The organism is Sphingomonas phyllosphaerae FA2 (assembly GCF_000427645.1).
Taxonomy (GTDB): Bacteria; Pseudomonadota; Alphaproteobacteria; order Sphingomonadales; family Sphingomonadaceae; genus Sphingomonas; species Sphingomonas phyllosphaerae.
The window spans coordinates 2,523,801-2,544,269 of sequence record NZ_KE386571.1; the positions used below are offsets into that span (position 1 = coordinate 2,523,801).

Annotated in this window: 22 protein-coding genes and 1 tRNA gene; 13 read left to right on the forward strand and 10 right to left on the reverse strand. The window is 67.3% G+C overall.

Annotation, left to right across the window (positions count from 1 at the left end; all coding sequences use genetic code 11):
• Positions 1–27 precede the first annotated feature (27 nt).
• Positions 28–1,494, forward strand: a complete 1,467-nt coding sequence (locus SPHPH_RS0112220) for a hypothetical protein (RefSeq protein WP_156026003.1) — start codon at positions 28–30, stop codon at positions 1,492–1,494.
• Between the two features lie 45 nt (positions 1,495–1,539).
• Here the strand turns inward: SPHPH_RS0112220 and SPHPH_RS0112225 are convergent, their stop codons facing one another.
• A complete protein-coding gene (locus tag SPHPH_RS0112225; protein WP_028966939.1) occupies positions 1,540–1,734 on the reverse strand; it encodes a hypothetical protein in 195 nt (64 codons plus the stop codon).
• A 197-nt stretch (positions 1,735–1,931) separates the two neighbouring features.
• Here SPHPH_RS0112225 and SPHPH_RS0112230 point away from each other — a divergent pair, with 197 nt between their 5' ends.
• Positions 1,932–2,222, forward strand: a complete 291-nt coding sequence (locus tag SPHPH_RS0112230; RefSeq protein WP_028966940.1) for a hypothetical protein — start codon at positions 1,932–1,934, stop codon at positions 2,220–2,222.
• Positions 2,223–2,378: 156 nt separating this feature from the next.
• Here the strand turns inward: SPHPH_RS0112230 and SPHPH_RS20855 are convergent, their stop codons facing one another.
• From SPHPH_RS20855 to SPHPH_RS0112245, 3 genes are all read right to left on the reverse strand, one after another.
• The gene (locus SPHPH_RS20855; protein WP_081668621.1) at positions 2,379–2,873 is read right to left on the reverse strand and encodes a PEPxxWA-CTERM sorting domain-containing protein; all 495 of its coding nucleotides are present in this window, start codon (positions 2,871–2,873) and stop codon (positions 2,379–2,381) included.
• Positions 2,874–3,288: 415 nt separating this feature from the next.
• Positions 3,289–3,936 (reverse strand): PEPxxWA-CTERM sorting domain-containing protein, encoded by a 648-nt coding sequence (locus tag SPHPH_RS21590; RefSeq protein ID WP_238303070.1) that lies wholly within the window; start codon positions 3,934–3,936, stop codon positions 3,289–3,291.
• 174 nt (positions 3,937–4,110) lie between these two features.
• A complete protein-coding gene (locus SPHPH_RS0112245; RefSeq protein ID WP_028966942.1) occupies positions 4,111–4,353 on the reverse strand; it encodes a hypothetical protein in 243 nt (80 codons plus the stop codon).
• A gap of 51 nt (positions 4,354–4,404) precedes the next feature.
• Here SPHPH_RS0112245 and SPHPH_RS0112250 point away from each other — a divergent pair, with 51 nt between their 5' ends.
• Positions 4,405–5,634: a tyrosine-type recombinase/integrase gene (locus SPHPH_RS0112250; RefSeq protein ID WP_028966943.1), complete on the forward strand. Its 1,230-nt coding sequence runs from the start codon at positions 4,405–4,407 to the stop codon at positions 5,632–5,634.
• A gap of 188 nt (positions 5,635–5,822) precedes the next feature.
• On the opposite strand, the gene SPHPH_RS20525 is transcribed toward SPHPH_RS0112250, so the two are convergent.
• The 3 genes from SPHPH_RS20525 to SPHPH_RS0112265 form a co-directional block, all read right to left on the reverse strand.
• Positions 5,823–6,575 carry a hypothetical protein gene (locus SPHPH_RS20525; RefSeq protein WP_051272993.1) on the reverse strand — a complete coding sequence of 251 codons (753 nt, stop codon included), beginning with the start codon at positions 6,573–6,575 and terminating at the stop codon, positions 5,823–5,825.
• 16 nt (positions 6,576–6,591) lie between these two features.
• Positions 6,592–7,860, reverse strand: coding sequence for a tyrosine-type recombinase/integrase (locus tag SPHPH_RS0112260; RefSeq protein WP_028966944.1), 1,269 nt, complete (start codon positions 7,858–7,860; stop codon positions 6,592–6,594).
• A gap of 160 nt (positions 7,861–8,020) precedes the next feature.
• A tRNA-Tyr gene (locus SPHPH_RS0112265) sits at positions 8,021–8,106 on the reverse strand.
• A 215-nt stretch (positions 8,107–8,321) separates the two neighbouring features.
• Between SPHPH_RS0112265 and rlmB the strand changes: the two genes are divergently transcribed.
• Positions 8,322–9,089, forward strand: coding sequence for a 23S rRNA (guanosine(2251)-2'-O)-methyltransferase RlmB (gene rlmB / locus SPHPH_RS0112270; RefSeq protein WP_028966945.1), 768 nt, complete (start codon positions 8,322–8,324; stop codon positions 9,087–9,089).
• A 150-nt stretch (positions 9,090–9,239) separates the two neighbouring features.
• Here rlmB and SPHPH_RS0112275 read toward each other — a convergent pair whose 3' ends face one another.
• Entirely contained in the window at positions 9,240–9,557 is a 318-nt protein-coding gene (locus SPHPH_RS0112275; RefSeq protein WP_028966946.1) for a 2Fe-2S iron-sulfur cluster-binding protein, read from the reverse strand.
• Positions 9,558–9,610: 53 nt separating this feature from the next.
• Here SPHPH_RS0112275 and SPHPH_RS0112280 point away from each other — a divergent pair, with 53 nt between their 5' ends.
• Both SPHPH_RS0112280 and SPHPH_RS0112285 read left to right on the forward strand, forming a co-directional pair.
• Positions 9,611–10,237: a DNA-3-methyladenine glycosylase family protein gene (locus SPHPH_RS0112280; protein ID WP_028966947.1), complete on the forward strand. Its 627-nt coding sequence runs from the start codon at positions 9,611–9,613 to the stop codon at positions 10,235–10,237.
• 76 nt (positions 10,238–10,313) lie between these two features.
• Positions 10,314–11,276 carry a GGDEF domain-containing protein gene (locus tag SPHPH_RS0112285; protein WP_028966948.1) on the forward strand — a complete coding sequence of 321 codons (963 nt, stop codon included), beginning with the start codon at positions 10,314–10,316 and terminating at the stop codon, positions 11,274–11,276.
• Positions 11,277–11,387: 111 nt separating this feature from the next.
• Here the strand turns inward: SPHPH_RS0112285 and SPHPH_RS0112290 are convergent, their stop codons facing one another.
• Complete coding sequence (locus tag SPHPH_RS0112290) at positions 11,388–11,807, reverse strand: DUF2147 domain-containing protein (protein ID WP_037488534.1); 420 nt, start codon at positions 11,805–11,807, stop codon at positions 11,388–11,390.
• 24 nt (positions 11,808–11,831) lie between these two features.
• Between SPHPH_RS0112290 and SPHPH_RS0112295 the strand changes: the two genes are divergently transcribed.
• The 4 genes from SPHPH_RS0112295 to SPHPH_RS0112310 all read left to right on the forward strand — a co-directional run bounded on the left by SPHPH_RS0112295 (position 11,832) and on the right by SPHPH_RS0112310 (position 16,737).
• Complete coding sequence (locus SPHPH_RS0112295; protein ID WP_028966950.1) at positions 11,832–12,719, forward strand: phosphorylase family protein; 888 nt, start codon at positions 11,832–11,834, stop codon at positions 12,717–12,719.
• Positions 12,720–12,996: 277 nt separating this feature from the next.
• Positions 12,997–14,298, forward strand: a complete 1,302-nt coding sequence (locus SPHPH_RS0112300) for an Nramp family divalent metal transporter (protein ID WP_028966951.1) — start codon at positions 12,997–12,999, stop codon at positions 14,296–14,298.
• A 69-nt stretch (positions 14,299–14,367) separates the two neighbouring features.
• The gene (gene ychF / locus SPHPH_RS0112305; protein ID WP_028966952.1) at positions 14,368–15,468 is read left to right on the forward strand and encodes a redox-regulated ATPase YchF; all 1,101 of its coding nucleotides are present in this window, start codon (positions 14,368–14,370) and stop codon (positions 15,466–15,468) included.
• Between the two features lie 303 nt (positions 15,469–15,771).
• Positions 15,772–16,737, forward strand: coding sequence for a HupA family protein (locus tag SPHPH_RS0112310; RefSeq protein ID WP_028966953.1), 966 nt, complete (start codon positions 15,772–15,774; stop codon positions 16,735–16,737).
• 37 nt (positions 16,738–16,774) lie between these two features.
• Here the strand turns inward: SPHPH_RS0112310 and SPHPH_RS19705 are convergent, their stop codons facing one another.
• Positions 16,775–17,032: a hypothetical protein gene (locus SPHPH_RS19705; RefSeq protein WP_037488535.1), complete on the reverse strand. Its 258-nt coding sequence runs from the start codon at positions 17,030–17,032 to the stop codon at positions 16,775–16,777.
• 87 nt (positions 17,033–17,119) lie between these two features.
• Here SPHPH_RS19705 and SPHPH_RS19710 point away from each other — a divergent pair, with 87 nt between their 5' ends.
• From SPHPH_RS19710 to SPHPH_RS0112330, 3 genes are read left to right on the forward strand one after another with little or no spacing between them, the layout of a single operon-like run.
• Positions 17,120–18,481, forward strand: a complete 1,362-nt coding sequence (locus tag SPHPH_RS19710; RefSeq protein ID WP_051272994.1) for an alkaline phosphatase family protein — start codon at positions 17,120–17,122, stop codon at positions 18,479–18,481.
• Complete coding sequence (locus tag SPHPH_RS0112325) at positions 18,478–18,798, forward strand: ArsC/Spx/MgsR family protein (protein ID WP_028966954.1); 321 nt, start codon at positions 18,478–18,480, stop codon at positions 18,796–18,798. Before SPHPH_RS19710 ends, SPHPH_RS0112325 begins: the two co-directional genes overlap by 4 nt.
• On the forward strand, positions 18,795–20,225 hold the full coding sequence (locus SPHPH_RS0112330; protein ID WP_028966955.1) for a phospholipase D-like domain-containing protein: 1,431 nt from the start codon (positions 18,795–18,797) through the stop codon (positions 20,223–20,225). The genes SPHPH_RS0112325 and SPHPH_RS0112330 overlap by 4 nt, the downstream gene beginning before the upstream one ends.
• The last annotated feature ends 244 nt before the right edge of the window (positions 20,226–20,469 follow it).

Sequence of the window (20,469 nt, forward strand, 5' to 3'; positions counted from 1 at the left end):
CGGCCTCGAATTCAAGAGGAGACCATGATGAAGAGCTTGTTCCAGCAGGCGGGTTTCGCGCTCGCTACCTTGTCCGCGCTGCCGGCCGCCGCGCAATCGCCGATCGCCGTCAACCCGGCTGTGATCGGCCTTCCGGGCCAGTCGGCTCCGGCGGGCGACGACCTAATCGAAATTCGCGGCGCGGCCGGCAAGCGCGTTGTCCCGGCGTCGTTCATGCGCCAGCGCCCGCTGCCGGTCTCCCGCTTCCGCGTGCTCGGGTCGAGCATGGCGTCGGGTGTGTCGAACGTGACGTTCCACATGCTGGTGCGCGCGCCGGCGGAGTACGACGCCATCCAGCTGGTGATGTCGGCGACGTCGAATGACAGCACCAACGCGGTAAAGTTCACGGTCGCCGCACCCGACGCCGTCGGTGACAGCGTGAACCCGACGGTGGGTGGCTCGGCGGTGACGCCGACGACCGTTACCTGGGGCACCACCAGCCCGCGCAACCCGCGCAATCCGGGCGGCGGTGCCGCCACTGTGCTTCAGTCGGGCTTCTCCGGCACTGCGCCGAACACGATCGAGGGTGTGACTTACTCAGACATCATCCCGCTCGCGTCGGTCGCTCGGACTGACCAGCCGGGCGTTCCGCCACTGCTCATGGTGCGGGAGTTCGCGGCCGCAAACGCCCCGATCTCCACGCAGCTGAACAATCTGAAGGTAGGCTTCGCCAACCCGGGGCAGGCGCTGCTACCGGACGCCATGTGCGGCTATATCAGTGGCGACGTGGCGAGCACCGCCTCGGGCGTGGCCGCGCCGCTCGTTGGGGCGCAGGGCTTCTGCCCGGGTGTGGAGGTGATCTACTACCTGCGCGGTCAGCGCATCTATACGATCGCGTCCGCCGGTGACAGCCTCGACCAGGGCTTCTGCGGCTCGACGGCCGTCAACTGCTCGCCGGGGACGATCGGCGGCATGACGCGCTCGCTGGCCGCGCAGATGACCGCGGCCGGTAACCCCACCGGCTTTGCAGCTTGGCATATGGCGGGGCAGGTGTCGGGCAACTTCAACGAGCGCGCGCTGAATGGCCTGATGCTCGGTGACTGCGCGGTCGGCGTCACGCACCTCTTCTTCAAGCCGTGGAGCGTCAACGAAGGCTCGGGCACCAGCACGATCGCCGGGGATCTCCGCCGTGCCGACCACATCCTCGACTGGGCGTACAAGTGCGGCATCACGCCGATCTTGGTTTACCCGCGCGCCGGCGAAGGCATGGGTACCGCGCCGAACGTGCAGGCTGTCGCGTACATCGATGCGGCGAAGGCTCGCGGCGTCCCGACCTTCGACGGCCGGGCGATCGTCGGCGCCGGCGGCTCGATCACGACCAACACGATCCGCCCGGAGTATCTGTCGTTGGCGAGCGACGGTTCTGTGGTTGATACCGTCCACCTGAACGGCGCCGGTCAGGCCGCGCTGGCAGCGTTAGCCTACGCGCAACGCGCGGCGTTCAATCTGCCGTGATTGGTTGGAGCGCTGCCCAACAGCAGACGCGATGTCGCCGCGCCCTCAATCGAGGGCGCGCTGACCCCGGCCGAGGATAATGTCGGAGTCCCTCATCGACTCGACAATGGGATCCTTGATGATGCGGCAGATCGCTACCAACGCCGGTCGCAGCTCCTCAAGAGACTGAGCCGAGGCGATGATCTGTTCTGCTGAAACAATGTCGGCGAGCTTCTGGTCGTCGAGGTAAAGTTGACGCATGCCGTTATCGATCCCCCCTTTGACGCCGCGCCGTTGCCCCCGGCGCGCCTGCCATCGGCCATTAACATATGCTGTTGGTTGCTCAATCAGGCACATCCTCTAGATGACAAAAACATGATTGATTTGAGGCAATTGCCGTCCTTGCCATAGCGATCCAACATTTGCTTGCGTCGGTGCGTGCCGACCGATTTTAAGCCATGAGCGCCAACTGGCGACCCGAGACACTGATGGAGTTGACCAGCCGCGGCAACGTCGCGCTGACGTGTCGCTGCGGGCATCGCGGCATCCTCGATGGGCCCAAGCTGACGAAATACTACTTCGCCCACCAATGGAACGGGCGGATGCACATGATCGGGGATCACCTGAAATGCAGCCGCTGCGGCGCGCGGCATCCGCGCATCCGCCTGACCGGTGACAATCCGACCAGCGACTTCGGACCGCGCGACGACCGCGGCTGGAACGAGCTACGCCGCCGACTTCGCGGGTAGGAAGCGGCTTTTCGGCCGACGATCATGGGTTATCGGCCGGGGTATAGACCCCAGCCGAACCAACGAAAAATGACCGAATTCTGCCAGCCGCTTACTGACGAAGGCGGAGTATACCTCCGCCTCTGTTCGCCTCAAGCGCCTTGCTGATTAAGCGACTTAAACGAAACGCAAAACCGTCTTACGGCGCATGGCGTAGCCCACAACACCAAAGCCGAGGATCATCATCATCCAAGATGCTGGCTCGGGCACAGAAGCAGCAAGGTTAGTAATCGTCAACGATCCGCCTGAGGAGGAGCCGAAACCCCTCAAGTTGTAAGTACCCGCGATAAAGGAGGGCTTGCTCAACGTCCCGGAGAAAAGAACAGTTCCTGCTGTACTGGCTCCCGAGTACTCGGAAAGAAATCCGCCTTGGCCGCTTCCCGAAAAAAAGTTCAATCTTCCTGTCGATACGCCCGCCCAAGTTTTCTGAGGTACACCTAAGATCTGAAAATAGGTGCCGTAGACATTGGATGGCGTAGGATCGCTGTCTAGCGTAAAGCTAACGCTCTCAGCGGGATCTTTAGACACGAAGTCGAAGAAGAACGGTGCAGCAGAAGCCGGCATCGCGACGATTGTACCGGCTAGTGCAGCAGCTGCGATGAAGCGCATCATTTCGATTCCCCCTGAGGCCCGTCACGAAGCGCGTCGAGCGCTCCTCGTTAGCACGCAACTGCAAGCGCGACACCGCGCTAATATTTCCATTTCAATACAGCCGCCTGCGTCCGAATGTGGGCACTGCATGGGTAAGGTTTGCTCGAACCCCGCCCCCGCACCTCAGGAATTGCATTGTTCGGGGTGACTGAGGCGGAGGACACCTCCGCCTCGGTCGACTGAAGATCGGGGTAAGCTCGACCGCAACCAGGAAAATTTGATTCCTCGGTTTTGTCGAGCTGACGGATCTCACCTTCAACTACCTGCCGAACGAGGCAGATGGATGCTCCGCCTCGTTAACGCGCCAATTGGTATCTGAAGCTAAGATTGCCGCCGACTCCTCATCGGCGGCTCTACGATCCGATGCGGGCTGACGTTACGCGTAGCGGACTGAGATCTTGCGGCGGCGCATCGAAGCGCCGACCATTCCGAAGCCTACTATCATCATTGCCCAGGTCGCGGGCTCAGGCACAGCCCCGGTAGCATTCGAGATAATAGTAATTTTGCGAATGGCGATAAACTCGTTGCTGAAACGCACAGTTGCGATGTCGCCGGCGGATCGGCTGAAACCATGGTATCCAGGCGCCACCTGATTGACCCCGCCACTCTCTAGCGTCAACGACTCTAGCAAAAGTCCAGTAGAATTGTAGGCGGCCATAGTAGCATTCTTTAAACTATAACCACCCCAGTTTACCTGCGCCAGAAAGGCGGTAATTGGATTGGCGAAGTTGATGTCGAATGAACCATCAGCGAGGTCCAAGCCAATCATCGGCGTTCCCGGGCTCCATTGCCCGTTGGGCTCGAAGTAGTAATTATCGGTCCACCCGTAGGTAAAACTGGTCCGCGGATCAGCAGTTATGCCGGCGGCCATCGTTTGAGTGGCCGTCGTAGATTTCCGATTTACGGCGGAAATTGGCACAGCAGTGCCGCCGGACAACGACGTGATGGTGGTCGCCGACGCCGGCGAGGTCATGGTGACGGACGCGGCAAACAGTGCCGCCGCTAAAGTGCTGATTCGCTTCATAATTTCGCCCCTTTACCGCGACGGTCTGAGCCCAAGAGCTTTTCACGAGCATCGCGTCACGGATTCTACATCCTTTGCGCGTTCTCCGCTCTCTTTATTTTCCTTGCGACAGGCCGCTCCGCCCGGGTCATCTTACGTTTTCCGCCTGAAAGCACGACCCCAGTGGGTTGTGGCTCAGTTATCGATCTGCCGGATCATGCATGCCGTCGCGAGAGCGTCCTGCATCGGCTCGCCGACGACGCCGCCGTTTGCGAGGTAGTGAGCGCGTAGATCCGCGTCGGCGATCGTCGGGTCGGTCAGCTTCTCAACACAGTCCCAACGCTCCTCCCGTTCCACCCCGTGCATCGCAGGTGGGACCAACGACTCGGCGATCGCGCGCGCGCTCGCAGCCGGGCTCTGTTTTTGCTCTTGCGTCATCCCGGCCAGCCTCAGCAGCCGGTGTCGACGCCTCAATCTCCGAGGATCATCATGCTGACCAACGCTGCCGTTAAGGCGGCGCGCGCCCGCGCGTCCGCCTACAAGATCAACGACGAGCGCGGCCTGCACCTGTTTATCGCGCCGACCGGCCGCAAGTCGTTCCGGTGGCGCTTTCGCCTTGCGGGGCAGGAGCAGTTGCTGACGATCGGCCAATGGCCGGATATCTCGCTCGATGCCGCCCGGGCCCGGGCTGAAGCGGCACGCGAGCAGCTCGGCCGGGGCGTGGATCCGCGAACGGCACCGGCGGTGATTACGTTCGAGCGCGCCGCGCGCGCTTGGCACGCGCAACAGCTCGCGGGCTGGACCGCGGTGCACGCGGCCGACGTCCTCGCCAGCCTTGAGCGCTACGTGTTCCCGGCGATCGGCACCGACGAGCTGGACGCGATTGATGCCCCGGCGGTGCTGCGCATCATCCGCGCAATTGAAAAGCCGAAAGGGCTGAAGCGCGGCGCGATCCAGACGGCGCGGCGCGTGCGCCAGCGGATCTCCGACGTGTTCGCGCTTGCGGTCAGTGAGGGCTGGGCCCTGGCGGATCCGGCGGCGATCGTCGGCCGCGCGCTCGCGCGCGTCCCGGCCGCGCGCCATCACCCGGCGCTGACGACGGTCGAGGAGGCGCGCGCGCTGCTCACCGCGGCCGAGCTGGTCGACGCCGGCGCCGCGGTGAAGCTCGCGTCTCGCTTCCTGGCGCTCACCGCGGTGCGCCTGGCGGCGGTGCGCGGCGCGCGCTGGTGCGAGATCGAGGAGCTGGACGGGGACGCGCCTGTCTGGCGCATCCCCGCGACGCGGATGAAGCTGGCGGCGACGAAGAAGCTCGATGCCGCCAACGATCATCTGGTGCCGCTCGCGCCGGCGGCCGTTGTGGTGCTGCGCGCCGCGCGCGCGCCGTATATGCATCGGGAGGATGCAAAATTGCACGGCGATCGCCTGATCTTCCCCGGTCGCGACGGCCGATCGCCGATCGGTGAGGGTACCATCAACGCGCTGTACGGGCGGACCCGCTTTGCCGGCCGCCATGTCGTGCACGGCTGGCGCGCGACATTCTCCACCGTGATGAACGAGCGTCGGCCGGGCGATCGCGGCGTTATCGACCAGGCGCTCGGGCACGTGCTGAAGCACGAGGACGGGACAACCGCGAAGGTTGAGGGCGCGTACAACCGGGCCCAGCATCTGGCGCCGCGTCGCCGCATCTTCGAGGAATGGGCCGAGATCCTGATCAATTGACCGCGCCGCAAGCGCCGCGGTCGGGGGCGGGTGGCACGGTCCGTGCTCATCCCCCCAGGCAGCCCGGGGCGGCGCAAGCCGCCACGCTCGACTGCCGGAACTTGGCGATCGAGTGGAGGGGGTGGGCCTTATCGGCGTTGGGGGATCACAAATTGGTGCATGGGATCGCCTTAGCGATCCCATTCCTCTTATCCTTGAACCCCTGAGAGGGGATACTGACCGCATGGTGGACTCGCGTTCACCCCTTCATCGCGGCGTGCGATCCCGGCCTTGATCCGGGCGAGCGTGCCGCGCAGATCTGGGCACGACGGCTCAGCCGTCGCTGCCGGCGAGGCCGCTGGCGTGGTGCCCGTCCGCCGAAGTCGCTTTCGTGCGAGCAGATCCCGCAGCCGTTGGGCGACGCGCGCAGGCAACTCGTGAGGCGTGAAGAAATAGGCGTTGGACACCTGCCGGCGCTGGGGGCCGAAGACGCCGTCGTTGCCGGTCCGCTCGGAGCGGCGAATCCAGTCGAGGATCTTCATGTCCTTCAACCGCGCGAGCGCCCGCACGACGGTGGTCTTCGTGACGCCAGCGGCGCGCGCGATCGTATCGAGCGCCGGATCCAGCCGGCCGCTCTTGAAGTCGAGTGCGATCTTGCCGTGTCGGCCGAGCAACGCCTCGAGGACGCGCAAGCCATGCAGGCCGAGCGGTCGAGCCCCGCCCTTGGCGCGCTGTTCGTTGTCCCACTCCGCGACGACCTTCAGCATGCAGTCGATCCACCCCATCGCGCCGGCCGTCGTACCGTCGCCGATCGGCTGGAACACGCGCGCGCGGCGATCAGCGACATCAACGCTACCGCGGCGGACCTTGCGGTCGGCACCGCGCTCCGCCTTGCCCGTGAGGCGAGCGGTGAAGCCCTTGGTGAGCTGGCGCGTCTGGCGCCCTATCGAGGCCGCGGTCACGCGCGGCCTCCGATCGTCAGGCGTGCTGGCGCTTGCCCTCGAGCAGCGACGCCGGCGGCGCCAAGCCGTCGGTCAGCAGATTCGCCCACTCCTGCGCCAGCTCGCGCCGGCGCGGCATGTACGCGGCGCGATTGTAGTCGCCCTCCACCCCCGCCGGGATGTAAGCGAGCATAAGGTCGATCGCGGCGCGATCGTCGCCCCTGCCCTGCTCTTTCACCAGCTCGTTCATCACCGTGGAAAAGGTCGCTCGCCAGCCGTGCGGGACGTGCACGCCCGAAAACCCCGCCTCCCGATACGCCTTGCTCAACGTGCTGTCGCTGATTGGCCGGCGCGAGTTGCGAACGCTGCGGAAGATCAACCCCGTCGCATCCCTGCCCGAGAAGCCGATCGCCACCTTCACCGTCTCGACCGCCTGCCTCGACAGCGGCACGATGAACTCGAAGGCATCGTCCTGCTTGCACTCCACGCCCAGCTTCATCTTCGCCGCCGGCACGCGCCAGATCGGCGCTGGGCCGTCCAGGTCCTCGAACTCGCTCACCTCCGCGTTGCGCAACGTGGCTGAGCGAACCGCGGTCAGGGCCAGCAGGCGCGATGCGAGCTTCGTCAGGGGCTGCCCGGGTTGCTTCTCCGATTCCTCGAGCACCGCCTGCGCGAGCTTGACGGTCCGCGCGGCCGGGAACTTGCCCTTGGTCTTGCGCCCCAGCGCGCGCTTCGTGACCGCCGCCGGATCGGCCGGCGCGATCCCCGCGCCAATCGCGCGCGCAAAGACCTCCGAGATCCGCTGACGCACGCGATGCGCAGTCTCGACCGCGCCGCGCGCCTCGATCGGCCGCAGCACCTCGAGCACCAGCGGCGTCGTGACCGCCGTGATCGGCAGCTTGCCGATGCGAGGGAAGACGTCGTTCTCGAAGCTGTTCAGCACGATCGCAGCGTAGCGAGCCGACCAGCCCGTTTTCTGGCTGGCATGCCAGTCCCGCGCGATCTTCTCGAAGGTGCTGCCGACCAGCGCCGTCTGCTCGGCGGCTCGCTGTCGCTTGCTCACCCCAGGGTCGGCACCCTCGCGCAGCACGCGCGCGGCATCCTCGCGCATCTCGCGCGCCTTCACCAACGTTATGGTCGGATAGGATCCGAAGACCAGCCGCTTCTCCTTGCCGCCGATGCGATACTTCCAGCGCCAAGACTTGAAGCCGGTCGGCAGCACGTAGAGATAGAGGCCGTGCGCGTCGGCCAGCTTGTACGGCTTGTCCTTCGCCGGCGCTTTCCGGCAGGCTACATCCGTCAGCATGCGGTGCCCCCAGCCGATTTAGGCTGTGCCCCCAAAATGCCCCCAGAATCGCCGCGCTCCATGCGTTCCATCTGGAACCATATGGTACAACGCACAAGTCTTCCCACGAGGGGAAAGGGGGCACCATCGGGCTGTTGGAGGACCCTTTGGAACAAAGGGTTGGTGGAAGGGGCTGGATTCGAACCAGCGTACACTTGCGTGGGCAGATTTACAGTCTGCTGCCTTTAACCACTCGGCCACCCTTCCACGAGCGGCGCTGTCAAAGCGAGGGGGCCCAATGCCCGCGCATCGGCGGCCTGTCAACGCCTGTGACGCGATGCCGCAACAATTTGCTCGACGGTTGCGCCGCGCCGCCGCCGCGCATAGCGTCCGCGCCCGCCCATCCCCTGTCGACAACCACGGACCCGACCCGTCATGCGCCTATCAACGATCGCCGTCACGCCCCGCGGGGGTCGCCGCTGATGGCGCGCCGCGGTCATCGCCCTAGCCAGGCGCAGGGCAACCGCCCCCGGCTGTGGGGCCGCCACGCGGTCACCGCCGCGCTCGCCAATCCCGAGCGGACGGTGCGCAAGATCTGGGGCACGCGCGAGGCACTGTCGTCGCTCAACCTGCCGGCGGTGCTGCCGGTGGTCTTCGCCGACGTCGCCGATCTGGGCCGGCTGGTGCCGTCCGACGCACCGCACCAGGGATTGGTGGCGGAGGTCGACCCGCTCGAGGACGTGTGGCTGGGCGATCTGCTCGAACAGGGCGCGACCGACGATCCCGAGCGGCCCCGCCCGCTGGTAGTGCTCGATCAGGTCACCGACCCGCACAATGTCGGCGCGATCCTGCGCTCCGCCGCCGCGTTCGACGCGCTGGGCATCATCACACAGGACCGCCATGCGCCGCCCGAATCCGGGGCGCTGGCGCGCGCGGCGAGCGGCGCGCTGGAGACGGTGCCGTGGGTGCGCGTCGTCAATCTCGCCCGCGCGCTGGAGGAAATGGCCGAGGCGGGTTGCTGGCGGATCGGGCTGACCGGCCATGCGCCGCAGACCTTGCAGCAATCGCTCGCCGACATCGGTCCCAGCCGCCGCATCGCGATCGTGCTGGGCGCGGAAGGCGAAGGGATGCGCCAGAACACCGAGGCGCATTGCGACGAGCTGGCGAAGCTGCCGATCTCCGGCAAGGTCGAGAGCCTCAACGTCTCGAACGCCGCCGCGATAGCGCTCTACGCGGTTACCGCGCGCTGACGGGTTCTCCGCGCTCACATATCATCGGTCATCCCCGCGCAGGCGGGGATCCAGAACCTCTGACGTCTGCGCTTCTATCGAGAGACCTGCGCTTCTGGATCCCCGCCTGCGCGGTATTGACGTTGGTTTGTGCAGATGACGGTGGCGCGATCAATCCTCCGCGGCAATCCGCACGCGCAGGCCGTCGAGCGCCGGGCCGAACTCGATCTGGCACGACAGCCGCGAGGTCGCGTCGCGATCCGATGCCGCGTCGAGCAGATCGTTCTCGTCCTCGCTCATCTTCGGCAGCTTGTCGGCAAACGCCGGATCGACATGGACGTGGCAGGTCGCGCAGCTGCAACAGCCGCCGCACAGCGCCAGCACCTCGTCGATCCCGCCGTCGCGGATTACCTCCATCACCGAAAAACCCGCCTGCCCCTCGAGTTCGCGTTCTTCCCCGTTGCGGGTCTCGACGATAAGCTTGGCCATATGAACTCCACCGATAATCGCTCCGCCCATGACGGCAAGCCATGGCCCGCGCAATGGGGCTGAGCGCCGCCGACCTCAACGCCGGGCTCGACGTGCTCGCCGCGCGCGAGCCTGCCTTCGCCGCCGCGCTGGAGCGGGTCGGCTATCCGGCCCCACGCATCCGCGCGCGCGGCTATGCCACGTTGCTGCGCACGATCGTCGGGCAACAGGTGAGCGTGAAGGCAGCCGACGCGGTGTGGCGCAAGCTGGAGGCGCTGGGCGACCCCACCGATCCGGCGGTGGTCGCGAAGCTGGACGACGATATGCTCCGCGCCTGCGGCTTCTCGCGCCAGAAGACCGGCTATGCCCGCAGCCTGGCGGACGAGGTGTTGAGCGGCCGGCTCGATCTCGGCAAGCTGCCCACCGACGACGAGGAAGCGATCGCGCAGCTCGTCCGCGTGAAGGGGATCGGGCGCTGGTCGGCGGAGGTCTATCTGCTGTTCGCGGAAGGCCGTCCCGACATCTGGCCGGCCGGCGATCTGGCGGTGCAGATCGAGACCGGGCGCATCCTCGGCCACCCCGAACGCCCCAGCGAGAAGCTGACCCGCGAACTGGCGGAACCGTGGCGACCCTATCGCGGTGCGGCGGCGATCTTCACCTGGCATCATTACGGCGCGGGTGCCGACGCCGCGCCGGTATGAGCGCGCGTCGCATTTACGCGGTTTTAATCACGTTGCCGAATAGAGGGGCGACGCCACGGCTGCGGAAGAAGGGGTGATGAGGACATCGTTCGATCGCGCGCGTCGCGCGCTCAACTTCCTCGAACTGCATCAGCTCGATCCATCGCCATCGCATTACGAATTCGCGCTGGCGGTGATCGGCGCACCCGGCTCGAAATTGTCCGAAGCGGTGGCGGTGCAAACCGATGGCGGGCTGCGCCTGACCACCGCGATCGTCCAGTCGCTGGTCGAACGCTATCTCTCACCGCCGCGCGAACAGACGCTCGACCGCCGCGAGCGCACCGTAATGCGGCAGGCGCAGGAACTCGGCACGCTGACCAGCGACGCGCATCATCTGACCGAGGCGCTGGGCCGCGACATGGGCGCGATGGTCGAGCAGGCGGGTGGTGGTCACGCCGCCGATCTGCCGGACGGCGCAACCGACTTCATCGACCGCCTGTCGGATGCCGAACGCGAGCTGGCGGCGCTGCGCAGCGAGGTGATCCAGCTGCGCGACAATATCGTCCCCGCGCCGCCGCCGGAGAGCGACGATCGCGACAATCTGACGCAGGCGCTCAATCGCAGCGGCGCGCGCGACGTGATGGCGCGCGCGGGCGCGGGCGGCGAGGAGTATGTCGTGGTGGCGTTCGGCGTCGATGCGCTGGAGGCGATCAACGATCGCTACGGTCGCGCGGTCGGCGACAACATCCTCAACGCCTTCGCGGCGACGCTGCAACAGACGTTCGCGGAGGAAGAGCTGATCCGCTGGAGCGGCAACGAATTCGTCTTCATCACCCGCGGTATCCCGATCAGCACCGTGCGGCTGCTGACCGAGCAGGCACTGGAATCGTTCGCGGCGCGCCGGCTGCGGCTGCGCGGTACGGGCGAGCCGATCGGCACCGTCACCGCTTCCGCTGGCATCGCGACCGGCGCGGCGGGCGGGCAGGAAAGCTCGCTGATCGCCGCCCGCGCCAACGCCGCGCTGGCCTCCAGTCATGGCGGCAATCAGATCGAGGGGTAGGCCGCTCGTCGTCACCTCCGTCATCCCGGACTTGATCCGGAATCCCGCTTCTTTCTTCTGGCGACAAGAAGCGGGGCCCCGGATCAAGTCCGGGGCGACGAAGGCGAGACGTTACTTCGCCGGCCGCCACGTCTGCGTCTGGCAGAAGAAGGCGATGCAGCCCTTCACCGCCAGCGTGCCGTCGGCGTTCTTCGCGACGATCGACTTGTAGGTCTTGCCGTTGCGCGGATCGTAGATCTTGCCGCGCCAGTCCTTGCCCGCGTCCCTGAACTCCGACAGGATCGGCATTCCCAGAACGGGACGGCTGCGCAGGCTCGCGTCGCTGTTGTTGACGTCGGTGTCGGCAGCGCCGGGGCGCTTCTTTAGGATCGTCGTCAGCTTGCCGCAGGTCAAGCTGCCGCACGGACCGACCGTGATGACGCCCGCACCATCCTCGGTGACGTAGCGACCGGCGATCGGGGTGGCGGCGAAGGCGGTCGCGGGGACGGCGGCGGCGAGCAGCGCAAGCGCGGCGGGGAGCATGATACGCATGGCGCGAACTATCGGAGATCAGTGATGAACACGCAATGGACCATCGGGATCATCGGCGGCTCCGGCCTTTATGCGATCGACGGGCTGGAGGACGCCGAATGGCGCAGCGTCGACACGCCATGGGGCATTCCCAGCGACCAGATCCTGTTCGGACGCGTCGGCGACGTCGCGATCCGCTTCCTGCCGCGCCACGGCCGCGGGCACGTCCATCTGCCCGGTGACATTCCGGTGCGCGCCAATATCGACGCGCTCAAGCGCGCGGGCTGCACCGACCTGCTCGCGATCTCCTCGGTCGGGTCGCTGCGCGAAGAATTGCCGCCCGGCACGTTCGCGATCGTCGAACAGTTCGTCGACCGCACCGTACAGCGCCCGGCCTCGTTCTTCGGCAGCGGGCTGGTCGCGCATGTCTCGCTCGCCGATCCGACCTGCGAGCGGCTCGGCGCGTTCGCGGCGGCGGCGCTCACCGCGGCGGGCGGACGGGTCGCCGAGGGCGCGACCTATCTGGCGCTGGAAGGGCCGCAATTCTCGACCCGCGCCGAAAGCCGGCTGTACCGCGGTTGGGGCTGCGACGTGATCGGGATGACCGCGATGCCCGAGGCGCGGCTCGCGCGTGAGGCGGAGTTGCCCTATGCGCTGGTCGGGATGGTCACCGATTACGATTGCTGGCGCGACGATCGCGCCGCGGTCGACGTGGCCGAGATCGTCGCGCAGATGGCCGCGAACGGCCGCGTCGCGCGTGCGGCGGTGGCGCATCTGCTCCGCCACCTGCCACCCGAGCGCACGCCCTCGCCGATCGACACTGCGCTGGACGGCGCGATCATGACCGCGTCGGGGCAGCGCGACGCCGGGCTGATCGCGCGGAACGAGGCGGTTTTGGCGCGGGTGCTGGGGATGGATTCGGCGGCGGGGTGATGACAGGGATGCCTACACCGGTCGTCATTGCGAGCGTAGCGAAGCAATCCAGGGCGTCCTGGTCCGGCTCTGGATTGCTTCGCTACGCTCGCAATGACGAAGAGTAAGGTCACCACTCCTGTCATCCCGGACTTGATCCGGGATCCCGCTTCTTCGTCGATCGTCGGCAAGAAGCGAGGCCCCGGATCAAGTCCGGGGCGACGAGAGGGGTGGGTTGACGAATGTCGATCGGTCTTAAGTTGAAACCATCGCGCTTCTCCCGCATTCCTCGCGGCGCATGACGCTCCCCACTCGCTCGCTCGGCGACAGTTTCGCCTCCGTGCCCGTTCCAAAGGGCGCGGGCTTCTGGCGCAAGCTGCTGGCGTTCGTCGGGCCGGGCTGGCTGGTCGCGGTCGGCTATATGGACCCGGGCAACTGGGCGACCGACATCGCCGGCGGCTCGGCGTTCGGCTATACGTTGCTCAGCGTCGTGCTGCTGTCGAACCTGATGGCGATCGTGCTGCAATCGCTGTCGGCGCGGCTCGGCGTCGGCGCGGGGCTCGATCTGGCGCAGGCGTGCCGGCAGCATTCGTCGCGCCCGGTGGCGTGGATGCTCTGGGCGCTTGCCGAGATCGCGATCGTCGCCTGCGATCTGGCCGAGGTGCTCGGCACCGCCATTGCGCTCAAGCTGCTGTTCGGAATGCCGCTGCTGTACGGCGTGCTGGTCACCGCGCTCGACGTGTTCCTGATCCTCGCGCTCCAGCGCTACGGCTTCCGACGGCTGGAGGCGTTCATCGCTGCGCTGCTGATCGTCATCGCCGGGTGCTTCGCGTTCGAACTGTTCTGGGCCCACCCGGACTGGAGCGCCGCGGCGGCGGGGCTGGTGCCCTCGCCCGAGATCATCCGCAACCCGGCGATGCTCTACATCGCGATCGGCATCCTAGGCGCGACGGTGATGCCGCACAACCTCTACCTGCACTCCTCGATCGTCCAGACCCGCGCCTATGGCGACGACGAAGCCGACCGGCACGAGGCGCTGAAGCTGGCGACGATCGACTCGACCGTCGCGCTGGGGCTGGCCTTCTTCATCAACGCCGCGATCCTGATGCTCGCGGCGGCGGCGTTCCATAGCGCGGGACGGTTCGAGGTCGCCGAGATCGAGGACGCGCACCGGCTGCTCGCGCCGATGCTCGGGGTTGGGGCGGCGAGCGTGCTGTTCGCGGTCGCCTTGCTTGCGAGCGGGCAGAATTCCACCGTCACCGGCACACTCGCCGGGCAGATCGTGATGGAAGGGTTCCTCGACATCCGGCTCGCGCCGTGGCTGCGGCGGCTGATCACGCGCGCGATCGCGATCGTGCCGGCGGTGGCGGTGGTCGCCTCGGCGGGCGACCGCGGCGCGACCGACCTGCTGGTGCTCAGCCAGGTGGTGCTCAGCCTGCAACTGCCGTTCGCGGTCATTCCGCTGGTGCTGTACACCGGCAACCGGCGGCTGATGGGCAGCTTCGCCGCGCCGCGCTGGCTGGCGGCGCTGGCGTGGGTGATCGCGGCGGTGATCGTGGTGCTCAACGGCTATCTGCTGTGGGGGATGGCGGCGGGCTGAACCGCCCCCTAGCCACGGCCCGCGCGCTGGCCTATCTGGCGCGCTTTCCTCATCACACAGGTTTTCCCCATGGGTTTCCGCTGCGGCATCGTGGGCCTGCCCAACGTCGGCAAGTCCACCCTCTTCAACGCGCTGACCGAGACGGCCGCGGCGCAGGCGGCGAATTATCCGTTCTGCACGATCGAGCCGAACGTCGGCAACGTCGGCGTCCCCGATCCGCGCCTGTCGAAGCTGGCGGCAATCGCCGGATCGGGCAAGATCATCGAGACGCAGCTCGGCTTCGTCGACATCGCCGGCCTCGTGCGCGGCGCGAGCAAGGGCGAAGGGCTCGGCAACCAGTTCCTCGGCAACATCCGCGAGGTCGACGCGATCGTCCACGTGCTGCGCTGCTTCGAGAACGACGACATCCAGCACGTCGACAATCGCGTCGACCCGATCGCGGATGCCGAGACGGTCGAAACCGAATTGATGCTGTCGGACCTCGAAAGCCTCGAAAAGCGCGTCCCCAATCTCGCCAAGAAGGGGCAGCAGGGCGACAAGGAAGCCAAGCTCGGCGCGATGGTGCTCGGCCGCGCGCTCGACCTGCTGCGGGACGGCAAGCCCGCGCGGCTGACCGAGACCAACGACGCCGACGAGAAGCGCGTGCTCGATCAGGCGCAATTGCTCACCGCCAAGCCGGTCCTCTACGTCTGCAACGTCAACGAGGAGGATGCCGCGAACGGCAATGCCTTGTCGCAGAAGGTGTTCGAAAAGGCCGCCGCCGAGGGTGCGCAGGCGGTGGTCGTCTCCGCCGCGATCGAGGCCGAGATCGCGACGATGCCGCACGAGGATCGCGGCGAGTTCCTGTCCGAGCTGGGGCTGGAGGAAACCGGGCTCGCGCGCGTGATCCGCGCCGGGTACGAGTTGCTCCACCTGCTGACCTTCTTCACGGTCGGCCCCAAGGAAGCGCGCGCCTGGACGGTCGAGGCCGGCTCGAAGGCGCCGCAGGCGGCCGGCGCGATCCACTCCGACTTCGAGCGCGGCTTCATCCGCGCCGAGACGATCGCGTTCGACGATTATGTCGCCTTCAACGGCGAGGCCGGCGCGCGCGAGGCGGGCAAGCTGCGCCAGGAGGGCAAGGAATATGTCGTCCACGACGGCGACGTGCTGCTGTTCCGCTTCAACGTGTGATGCCGGCATCGGCGGCGGTCACCACGATCGCCGCCGACACGAAGAAATTTCTTACAAGATGAATTTTCGAGCCATTTCGGATGAAATGGCTCAAAACGACATTCCGCCAGTAACTTGGCCTGATCTTCCCTGTCACGATCGACCACTTCGGGTCATCGCCGGCGTTTCGGCCGTGCAACGATCCCGAAATCGCACCGTTTGCCGCCCGTAACAAGATCCGGTGCCCGGCAAGCGGCTCGATGCAGAACGTCTTTGCCTGTCGCCGGTCAACGGCCGCGCCTTTTACGACAGGGAGAGACGAGAATGCGCAAACTACCGCTGTTGCTTCTGCCGCTACTGCTGACATCCTGCGGCTCCGACGACGACGATCGGTCGGCCCCGACCACCGCCGCCACGCCGACGCCCAGCCCCAGCCCGACGCCTTCGCCATCCCCCACCCCGTCACCCACCCCGACTCCGACGCCGACCGCCTCCAGCGGATCTTCGACCTACGCGCAGCTGACCGGGGAGACGTCGCTGTCGACGGCGCAGGCCAGCTACAACGTCACGGCGACGCCGCCGCAATTCCGGTCGTTCAACGCGTTCGGCAGTGGTCCCACGCTGCGCTACAACGCCACCAATCGCAGCTACGACGTGACGGTCGGCACCACCACCGAGTCCTTTGCCGCCAGCGAGATCGACGGCAGCGCGCCGGCCGGCACGACCCGCTATGCCAAGGCGAACGGCCACACGCTGGCGGTGGTACAGCCGAGCGCGGGTGGACGCGGCTTCGATTACCTTCGCTTCGCACGGTGGACGTCACAGGACGCCACGGGACCGTTCGCCGCCACCTTCCTCACCGGCCTTCCGACGCTCGGCACTGACGTGCCGACGACGGGCACGGTCACGCTGTCGCGGACCGTCGTCGCCGGTGAGGCCTATGTCACCGCCAATGGCACGACGACCGCCTACTCGCTCGGCAACAGCCAGCTGACGATCACGATCGATTATGCCAACGGGCTGGTCACCGGGCGGCTGACGTTGATCGGCACCCCGGTCAATGGCGGGGCGGACGTGCCGCTGACGACGCTCGACGCCAAGTTCGACTTCTCGGGCCTTGGCGGGTTCACCGTGGCCAGCGGCAGCTATGCGGCTGATTCCACGTCCAAGCTGGCCGGCGTCTTCTTCGGACCGAAAGCAGCCGAAACCGGGCTGCTGTTCCACCTGAGCGCGCTCAACCCGTCAGGCGCGACGCTGAAGCTGGTCGCGACCGGCGCGGGCGGAAGCTGACCGGCATGCCGGATCGCGGACGCGCCGCGATCCGGCGTCACCGCGCCGGGCGGCGCTCGACCACCGGATCGGTCAGCAGGTCGGCATGCGGCGCGCGCAGATTGGCCCCCTGCCCCGGGCGCGGCTTCAGCCACGCAGGCGTGGCCCCGGGCGCGGGCGTGACCTGCATCACCGGGGTGCGCGGCGCGGGGGCGGTCGCGCTGGGCAGCGGCGCGGGGGGCGGCGTCTTGTCTTCGTCGCCCTTTCTGCAGGCGGCGACCGACAGACACAGCAAGGGCAGAAGCGCACGGATCATGCCCTCACAAAGCGCGAAGCCGCACCCGCGTTCCGCCGCCCCGCAACGGGTCTTTGTTCTGCAAGATGTGCCGCGTAAGGGACTGGAATGTCGTTCCGCGTTCCCCTGATCGCCGCGCTGGCCAGCCTGTCCGCCTGCGCCTTTCCCCACACGCCCCCCGCGCTGCCGCCGGTCACCAGCCCCGCTAAGGCCGGCACGGGCGCAGTCGCCGCACCGACTGCCCCGACCGCCGCACGCGGGCCGGTGACGATCCTGATCTCGATCGACGGCTTCCGCCCCGATTACCTCGACCGCGGGGTGACGCCCAATCTGTCGCGGCTCGCCGCCACCGGCGTCAGCGCGGCGATGCGGCCCTCCTTCCCGTCGAAGACCGCGCCGAATCACTGGACGCTCGTCACCGGGCTCGTCCCCGATCATCACGGCGTCACCGCCAACAACGTCGAGGACCCGGCACGCCCCGGCGAAACCTTCACGATGGCGACCGAGGACCCGTTCTGGTGGAATGGCGGCGAACCGATCTGGGCGACGGCCGAACGCGCCGGGATCCGCACCGCGACGATGCTCTGGCCCGGCTCCGCGGTTGCCTGGGGCGGCACGCGCGCGAAGGACTGGCCGAACGACACGACCGGCGGCACGCGCCCGCACGACTGGCAGGCGTTCAGCATGGCGATCGACAACCGTCAGCGGGTCGATGGCGTCATCGACTGGCTGCGGCGCCCGGCCGAGACGCGTCCGCGTTTCGTGACGCTCTATTTCGATGCGGTCGATACCGGCGGGCACCTCTATGGCCCCCGCGACCCCCGCACGTTGCAGGCGGTCGCGGGGGTCGATGACGCGATCGGGAAGCTGGTCGACGATCTCGCCGCGCTCGGTCAGCCCGCCAATCTCGTCATCGTCTCCGATCACGGCATGGCCCCCGCCGACACCAGCCGCGTCGTCGCGCTCGACACGATCGTCGCCGCCAGCGACGCGCGCGTGATCGAAACCGGCTCCTTCGCCACGCTCGAACCATTGCCCGGCCGCGACGCCGCGGTCGTCGCCGCGCTGCTGCGCCCGCATCCGCACATGCAATGCTGGCGCAAGGGCACGATCCCGCCGCGCTTCCGCTATGGCACGAACCCGCGCATCCCCCCGTATTTCTGTCTTGCCGAGGACGGCTCCGCCGGCGCGTGGACGATCCTGAAGACCGCGCCGACCAAGCCCGTTTCGCTCGGCGCGCATGGCTACGACAATGACGCGCCCGACATGCGCGCATTGTTCATCGCCAACGGCCCGGCGTTCCGCGCGGGCAAGCGGTTGCCGACCTTCGACAATGTCGATGTCGCCCCGCTGCTGCGCGATCTGCTCGGGCTGCCCGCCGGTCAGGGGCTCGACGGCAGCGACCGCCCGTTCCGCAACGTGCTGATCGCTGGACCGCAGCGTTCCGCCCTGCCAAACGGGGCGCGATGAACGCGACGATCCTCCACAATCCGCGCTGCTCGAAATCGCGCGCGGCGCTGGCCCTCCTGACCGGGGCCGGTGCCGAGGTGACGGTGGTCGAGTATCTCAAGACCCCGCCGTCGCGTGACGAACTCGCGCGGCTGTGCGCCCGCGCGGGGATCGCACCGCGCGCCGCGCTGCGCCCCGATGCGCCCGCCGTCGCCGATGATGACGCGGCGCTGGACCTGATGGCGCACGATCCTGCCAACATCGAACGGCCTTTCGTGGAGACCGAGAAGGGCGCGCTGATCGCCCGCCCGCCCGAGCGCGTGCGCGAGCTGCTGTGAAGCTGCCGCACGATACCCGCTGGCGGGTGGCACGCGCGACCCGCGCCGCCGCCGTCGTCGACGCCGACAATTACTTCCGCGCCGCGCGGCAGGCGATGCTGAAGGCGAAACATCAGATTTTGCTGGTCGGCTGGGACTTCGACGCGCGCATCCGGCTGGCATGGGACGACGACCATCCCGAGGCGCCTGCCGACGTCGGCGCGTTCATTACCTGGCTGGTGAAGCGCACCCCCGGATTGCAGGTCCACATCCTGCGCTGGGATACCGGCGCAATGAAGACGCTCGGCCGAGGCAAGACGCTGTGGACGTTACTTAACTGGCGGTGGCGCCAGCCGCGCATCCATCTCAAGCTCGACGGCCACCATCCGGTCGCGGCGTCGCAGCATCAGAAGATCGTCGTGATCGACGACTGCCTCGCCTTTTGCGGCGGGATCGACATGACCGACGAGCGCTGGGACACGCGCGAACACCGCGACGACGATCCGCACCGCCGTTCCCCCAACGGCTTCCGCTACAAGCCGTGGCACGACGTCACCACCGCGTTGCAGGGCCCGGTCGCGAAGGCGCTCGGTGATTTGTGCCGGACGCGTTGGGAGATCGCCGGCGGCGCACCGATCACCCCGCCCTCGCCCGCGTCCGGCAGCGATTGCTGGCCCGAAAGCCTGCCCGAGCAATTCACCGACGTCGAGGTCGCGATCTCGCGCAGCCAGCCCGAGCATGACGGGCAAGAGGAAGTGCTCGAGATCGAGCGGCTGTATCTCGCGCTGATCGCGGGCGCGAAGAAGCGCATCTACGCCGAAAGCCAGTATTTCGCCTCGCGCCGGATCGCCGAGGCGATCGCCAAGCGGCTGGTCGAGGACGATCCGCCCGAGATCGTCATCATCAACCCGGTCACCGCGCAAGGCTGGCTGGAGCCGATCGCGATGGACACCGCGCGCGCACGGCTGGTCGCCGAACTGCGCAAGCGGGACCGTCATGGGCGCTTCCGCATCTATCACCCGGTCACCGCGGCTGGCGAAGGCATTTATTGCCACGCCAAGGTGACGGTGATCGACGAAACCGCGATCCGCATCGGCTCGTCGAACTTCAACAATCGCTCGCTGCGGCTCGACACCGAATGCGACGTGACGATCACCGAGGAACCCGAAACGATCGCCGCGATCCGCGCCGACCTGCTCGCCGAGCACCTGGGCGCCAACATCGACGAGGTTTCCGCAAGGATCGAGCGCGACGGGCTGATCGCGACGATCGAGGCGCTGCGCGGAAGCGGACGGACGCTGGTGCCGTATGAGATCGACGACCTGAACGGCGTCGAGAAATGGCTGGCCGACAACGAGGTGCTCGATCCCGAAGGACCGGGCGAGATGTTCGAGAGCTTCGAAAAACGCGGGCTGCTCAGGCGCTTGCGGCGGCGGCGGCGCAGGTAAGCCCGACCCCGTCATTCCCGCGCAGGCGGGAATCCAGAACCTCTGACCTCGCGGCTCTTACGAAACCCGCGCGTCTGGATCCCCGCCTCCGCGGGGATGACGGAAAGGGGAGGTCGCCCGTCACCCTCCACCGTCGCCCCTGCGCAGGCAGGGGCCCATGTCTGTATCCTCCGTCGCAACGGCCTGACACGAACGCGGCGCTGCTGTGTCGACCCGCCCACCCGAACGCGACAGCCATAGGCCC

Bases quoted from the DNA above. Each gene is read 5' to 3' on its own strand.
- SPHPH_RS0112310 (WP_028966953.1), top strand. From the start codon at position 15,772: ATGCGCAAACTACCGCTGTTGCTTCTGCCGCTACTGCTGACATCCTGC.
- SPHPH_RS0112290 (WP_037488534.1), bottom strand. From the start codon at position 11,807: ATGCGTATCATGCTCCCCGCCGCGCTTGCGCTGCTCGCCGCCGCCGTC.
- rlmB (WP_028966945.1), top strand. From the start codon at position 8,322: ATGGCGCGCCGCGGTCATCGCCCTAGCCAGGCGCAGGGCAACCGCCCC.
- SPHPH_RS0112260 (WP_028966944.1), bottom strand. From the start codon at position 7,860: ATGCTGACGGATGTAGCCTGCCGGAAAGCGCCGGCGAAGGACAAGCCG.
- ychF (WP_028966952.1), top strand. From the start codon at position 14,368: ATGGGTTTCCGCTGCGGCATCGTGGGCCTGCCCAACGTCGGCAAGTCC.
- SPHPH_RS0112300 (WP_028966951.1), top strand. From the start codon at position 12,997: ATGACGCTCCCCACTCGCTCGCTCGGCGACAGTTTCGCCTCCGTGCCC.
- SPHPH_RS0112245 (WP_028966942.1), bottom strand. From the start codon at position 4,353: ATGACGCAAGAGCAAAAACAGAGCCCGGCTGCGAGCGCGCGCGCGATC.
- SPHPH_RS19710 (WP_051272994.1), top strand. From the start codon at position 17,120: ATGTCGTTCCGCGTTCCCCTGATCGCCGCGCTGGCCAGCCTGTCCGCC.
- SPHPH_RS0112275 (WP_028966946.1), bottom strand. From the start codon at position 9,557: ATGGCCAAGCTTATCGTCGAGACCCGCAACGGGGAAGAACGCGAACTC.
- SPHPH_RS19705 (WP_037488535.1), bottom strand. From the start codon at position 17,032: ATGATCCGTGCGCTTCTGCCCTTGCTGTGTCTGTCGGTCGCCGCCTGC.
- SPHPH_RS0112220 (WP_156026003.1), top strand. From the start codon at position 28: ATGAAGAGCTTGTTCCAGCAGGCGGGTTTCGCGCTCGCTACCTTGTCC.
- SPHPH_RS20855 (WP_081668621.1), bottom strand. From the start codon at position 2,873: ATGATGCGCTTCATCGCAGCTGCTGCACTAGCCGGTACAATCGTCGCG.
- SPHPH_RS0112280 (WP_028966947.1), top strand. From the start codon at position 9,611: ATGGGGCTGAGCGCCGCCGACCTCAACGCCGGGCTCGACGTGCTCGCC.
- SPHPH_RS0112285 (WP_028966948.1), top strand. From the start codon at position 10,314: ATGAGGACATCGTTCGATCGCGCGCGTCGCGCGCTCAACTTCCTCGAA.
- SPHPH_RS0112225 (WP_028966939.1), bottom strand. From the start codon at position 1,734: ATGCGTCAACTTTACCTCGACGACCAGAAGCTCGCCGACATTGTTTCA.
- SPHPH_RS0112230 (WP_028966940.1), top strand. From the start codon at position 1,932: ATGAGCGCCAACTGGCGACCCGAGACACTGATGGAGTTGACCAGCCGC.
- SPHPH_RS21590 (WP_238303070.1), bottom strand. From the start codon at position 3,936: ATGAAGCGAATCAGCACTTTAGCGGCGGCACTGTTTGCCGCGTCCGTC.
- SPHPH_RS0112295 (WP_028966950.1), top strand. From the start codon at position 11,832: ATGAACACGCAATGGACCATCGGGATCATCGGCGGCTCCGGCCTTTAT.
- SPHPH_RS0112250 (WP_028966943.1), top strand. From the start codon at position 4,405: ATGCTGACCAACGCTGCCGTTAAGGCGGCGCGCGCCCGCGCGTCCGCC.
- SPHPH_RS0112325 (WP_028966954.1), top strand. From the start codon at position 18,478: ATGAACGCGACGATCCTCCACAATCCGCGCTGCTCGAAATCGCGCGCG.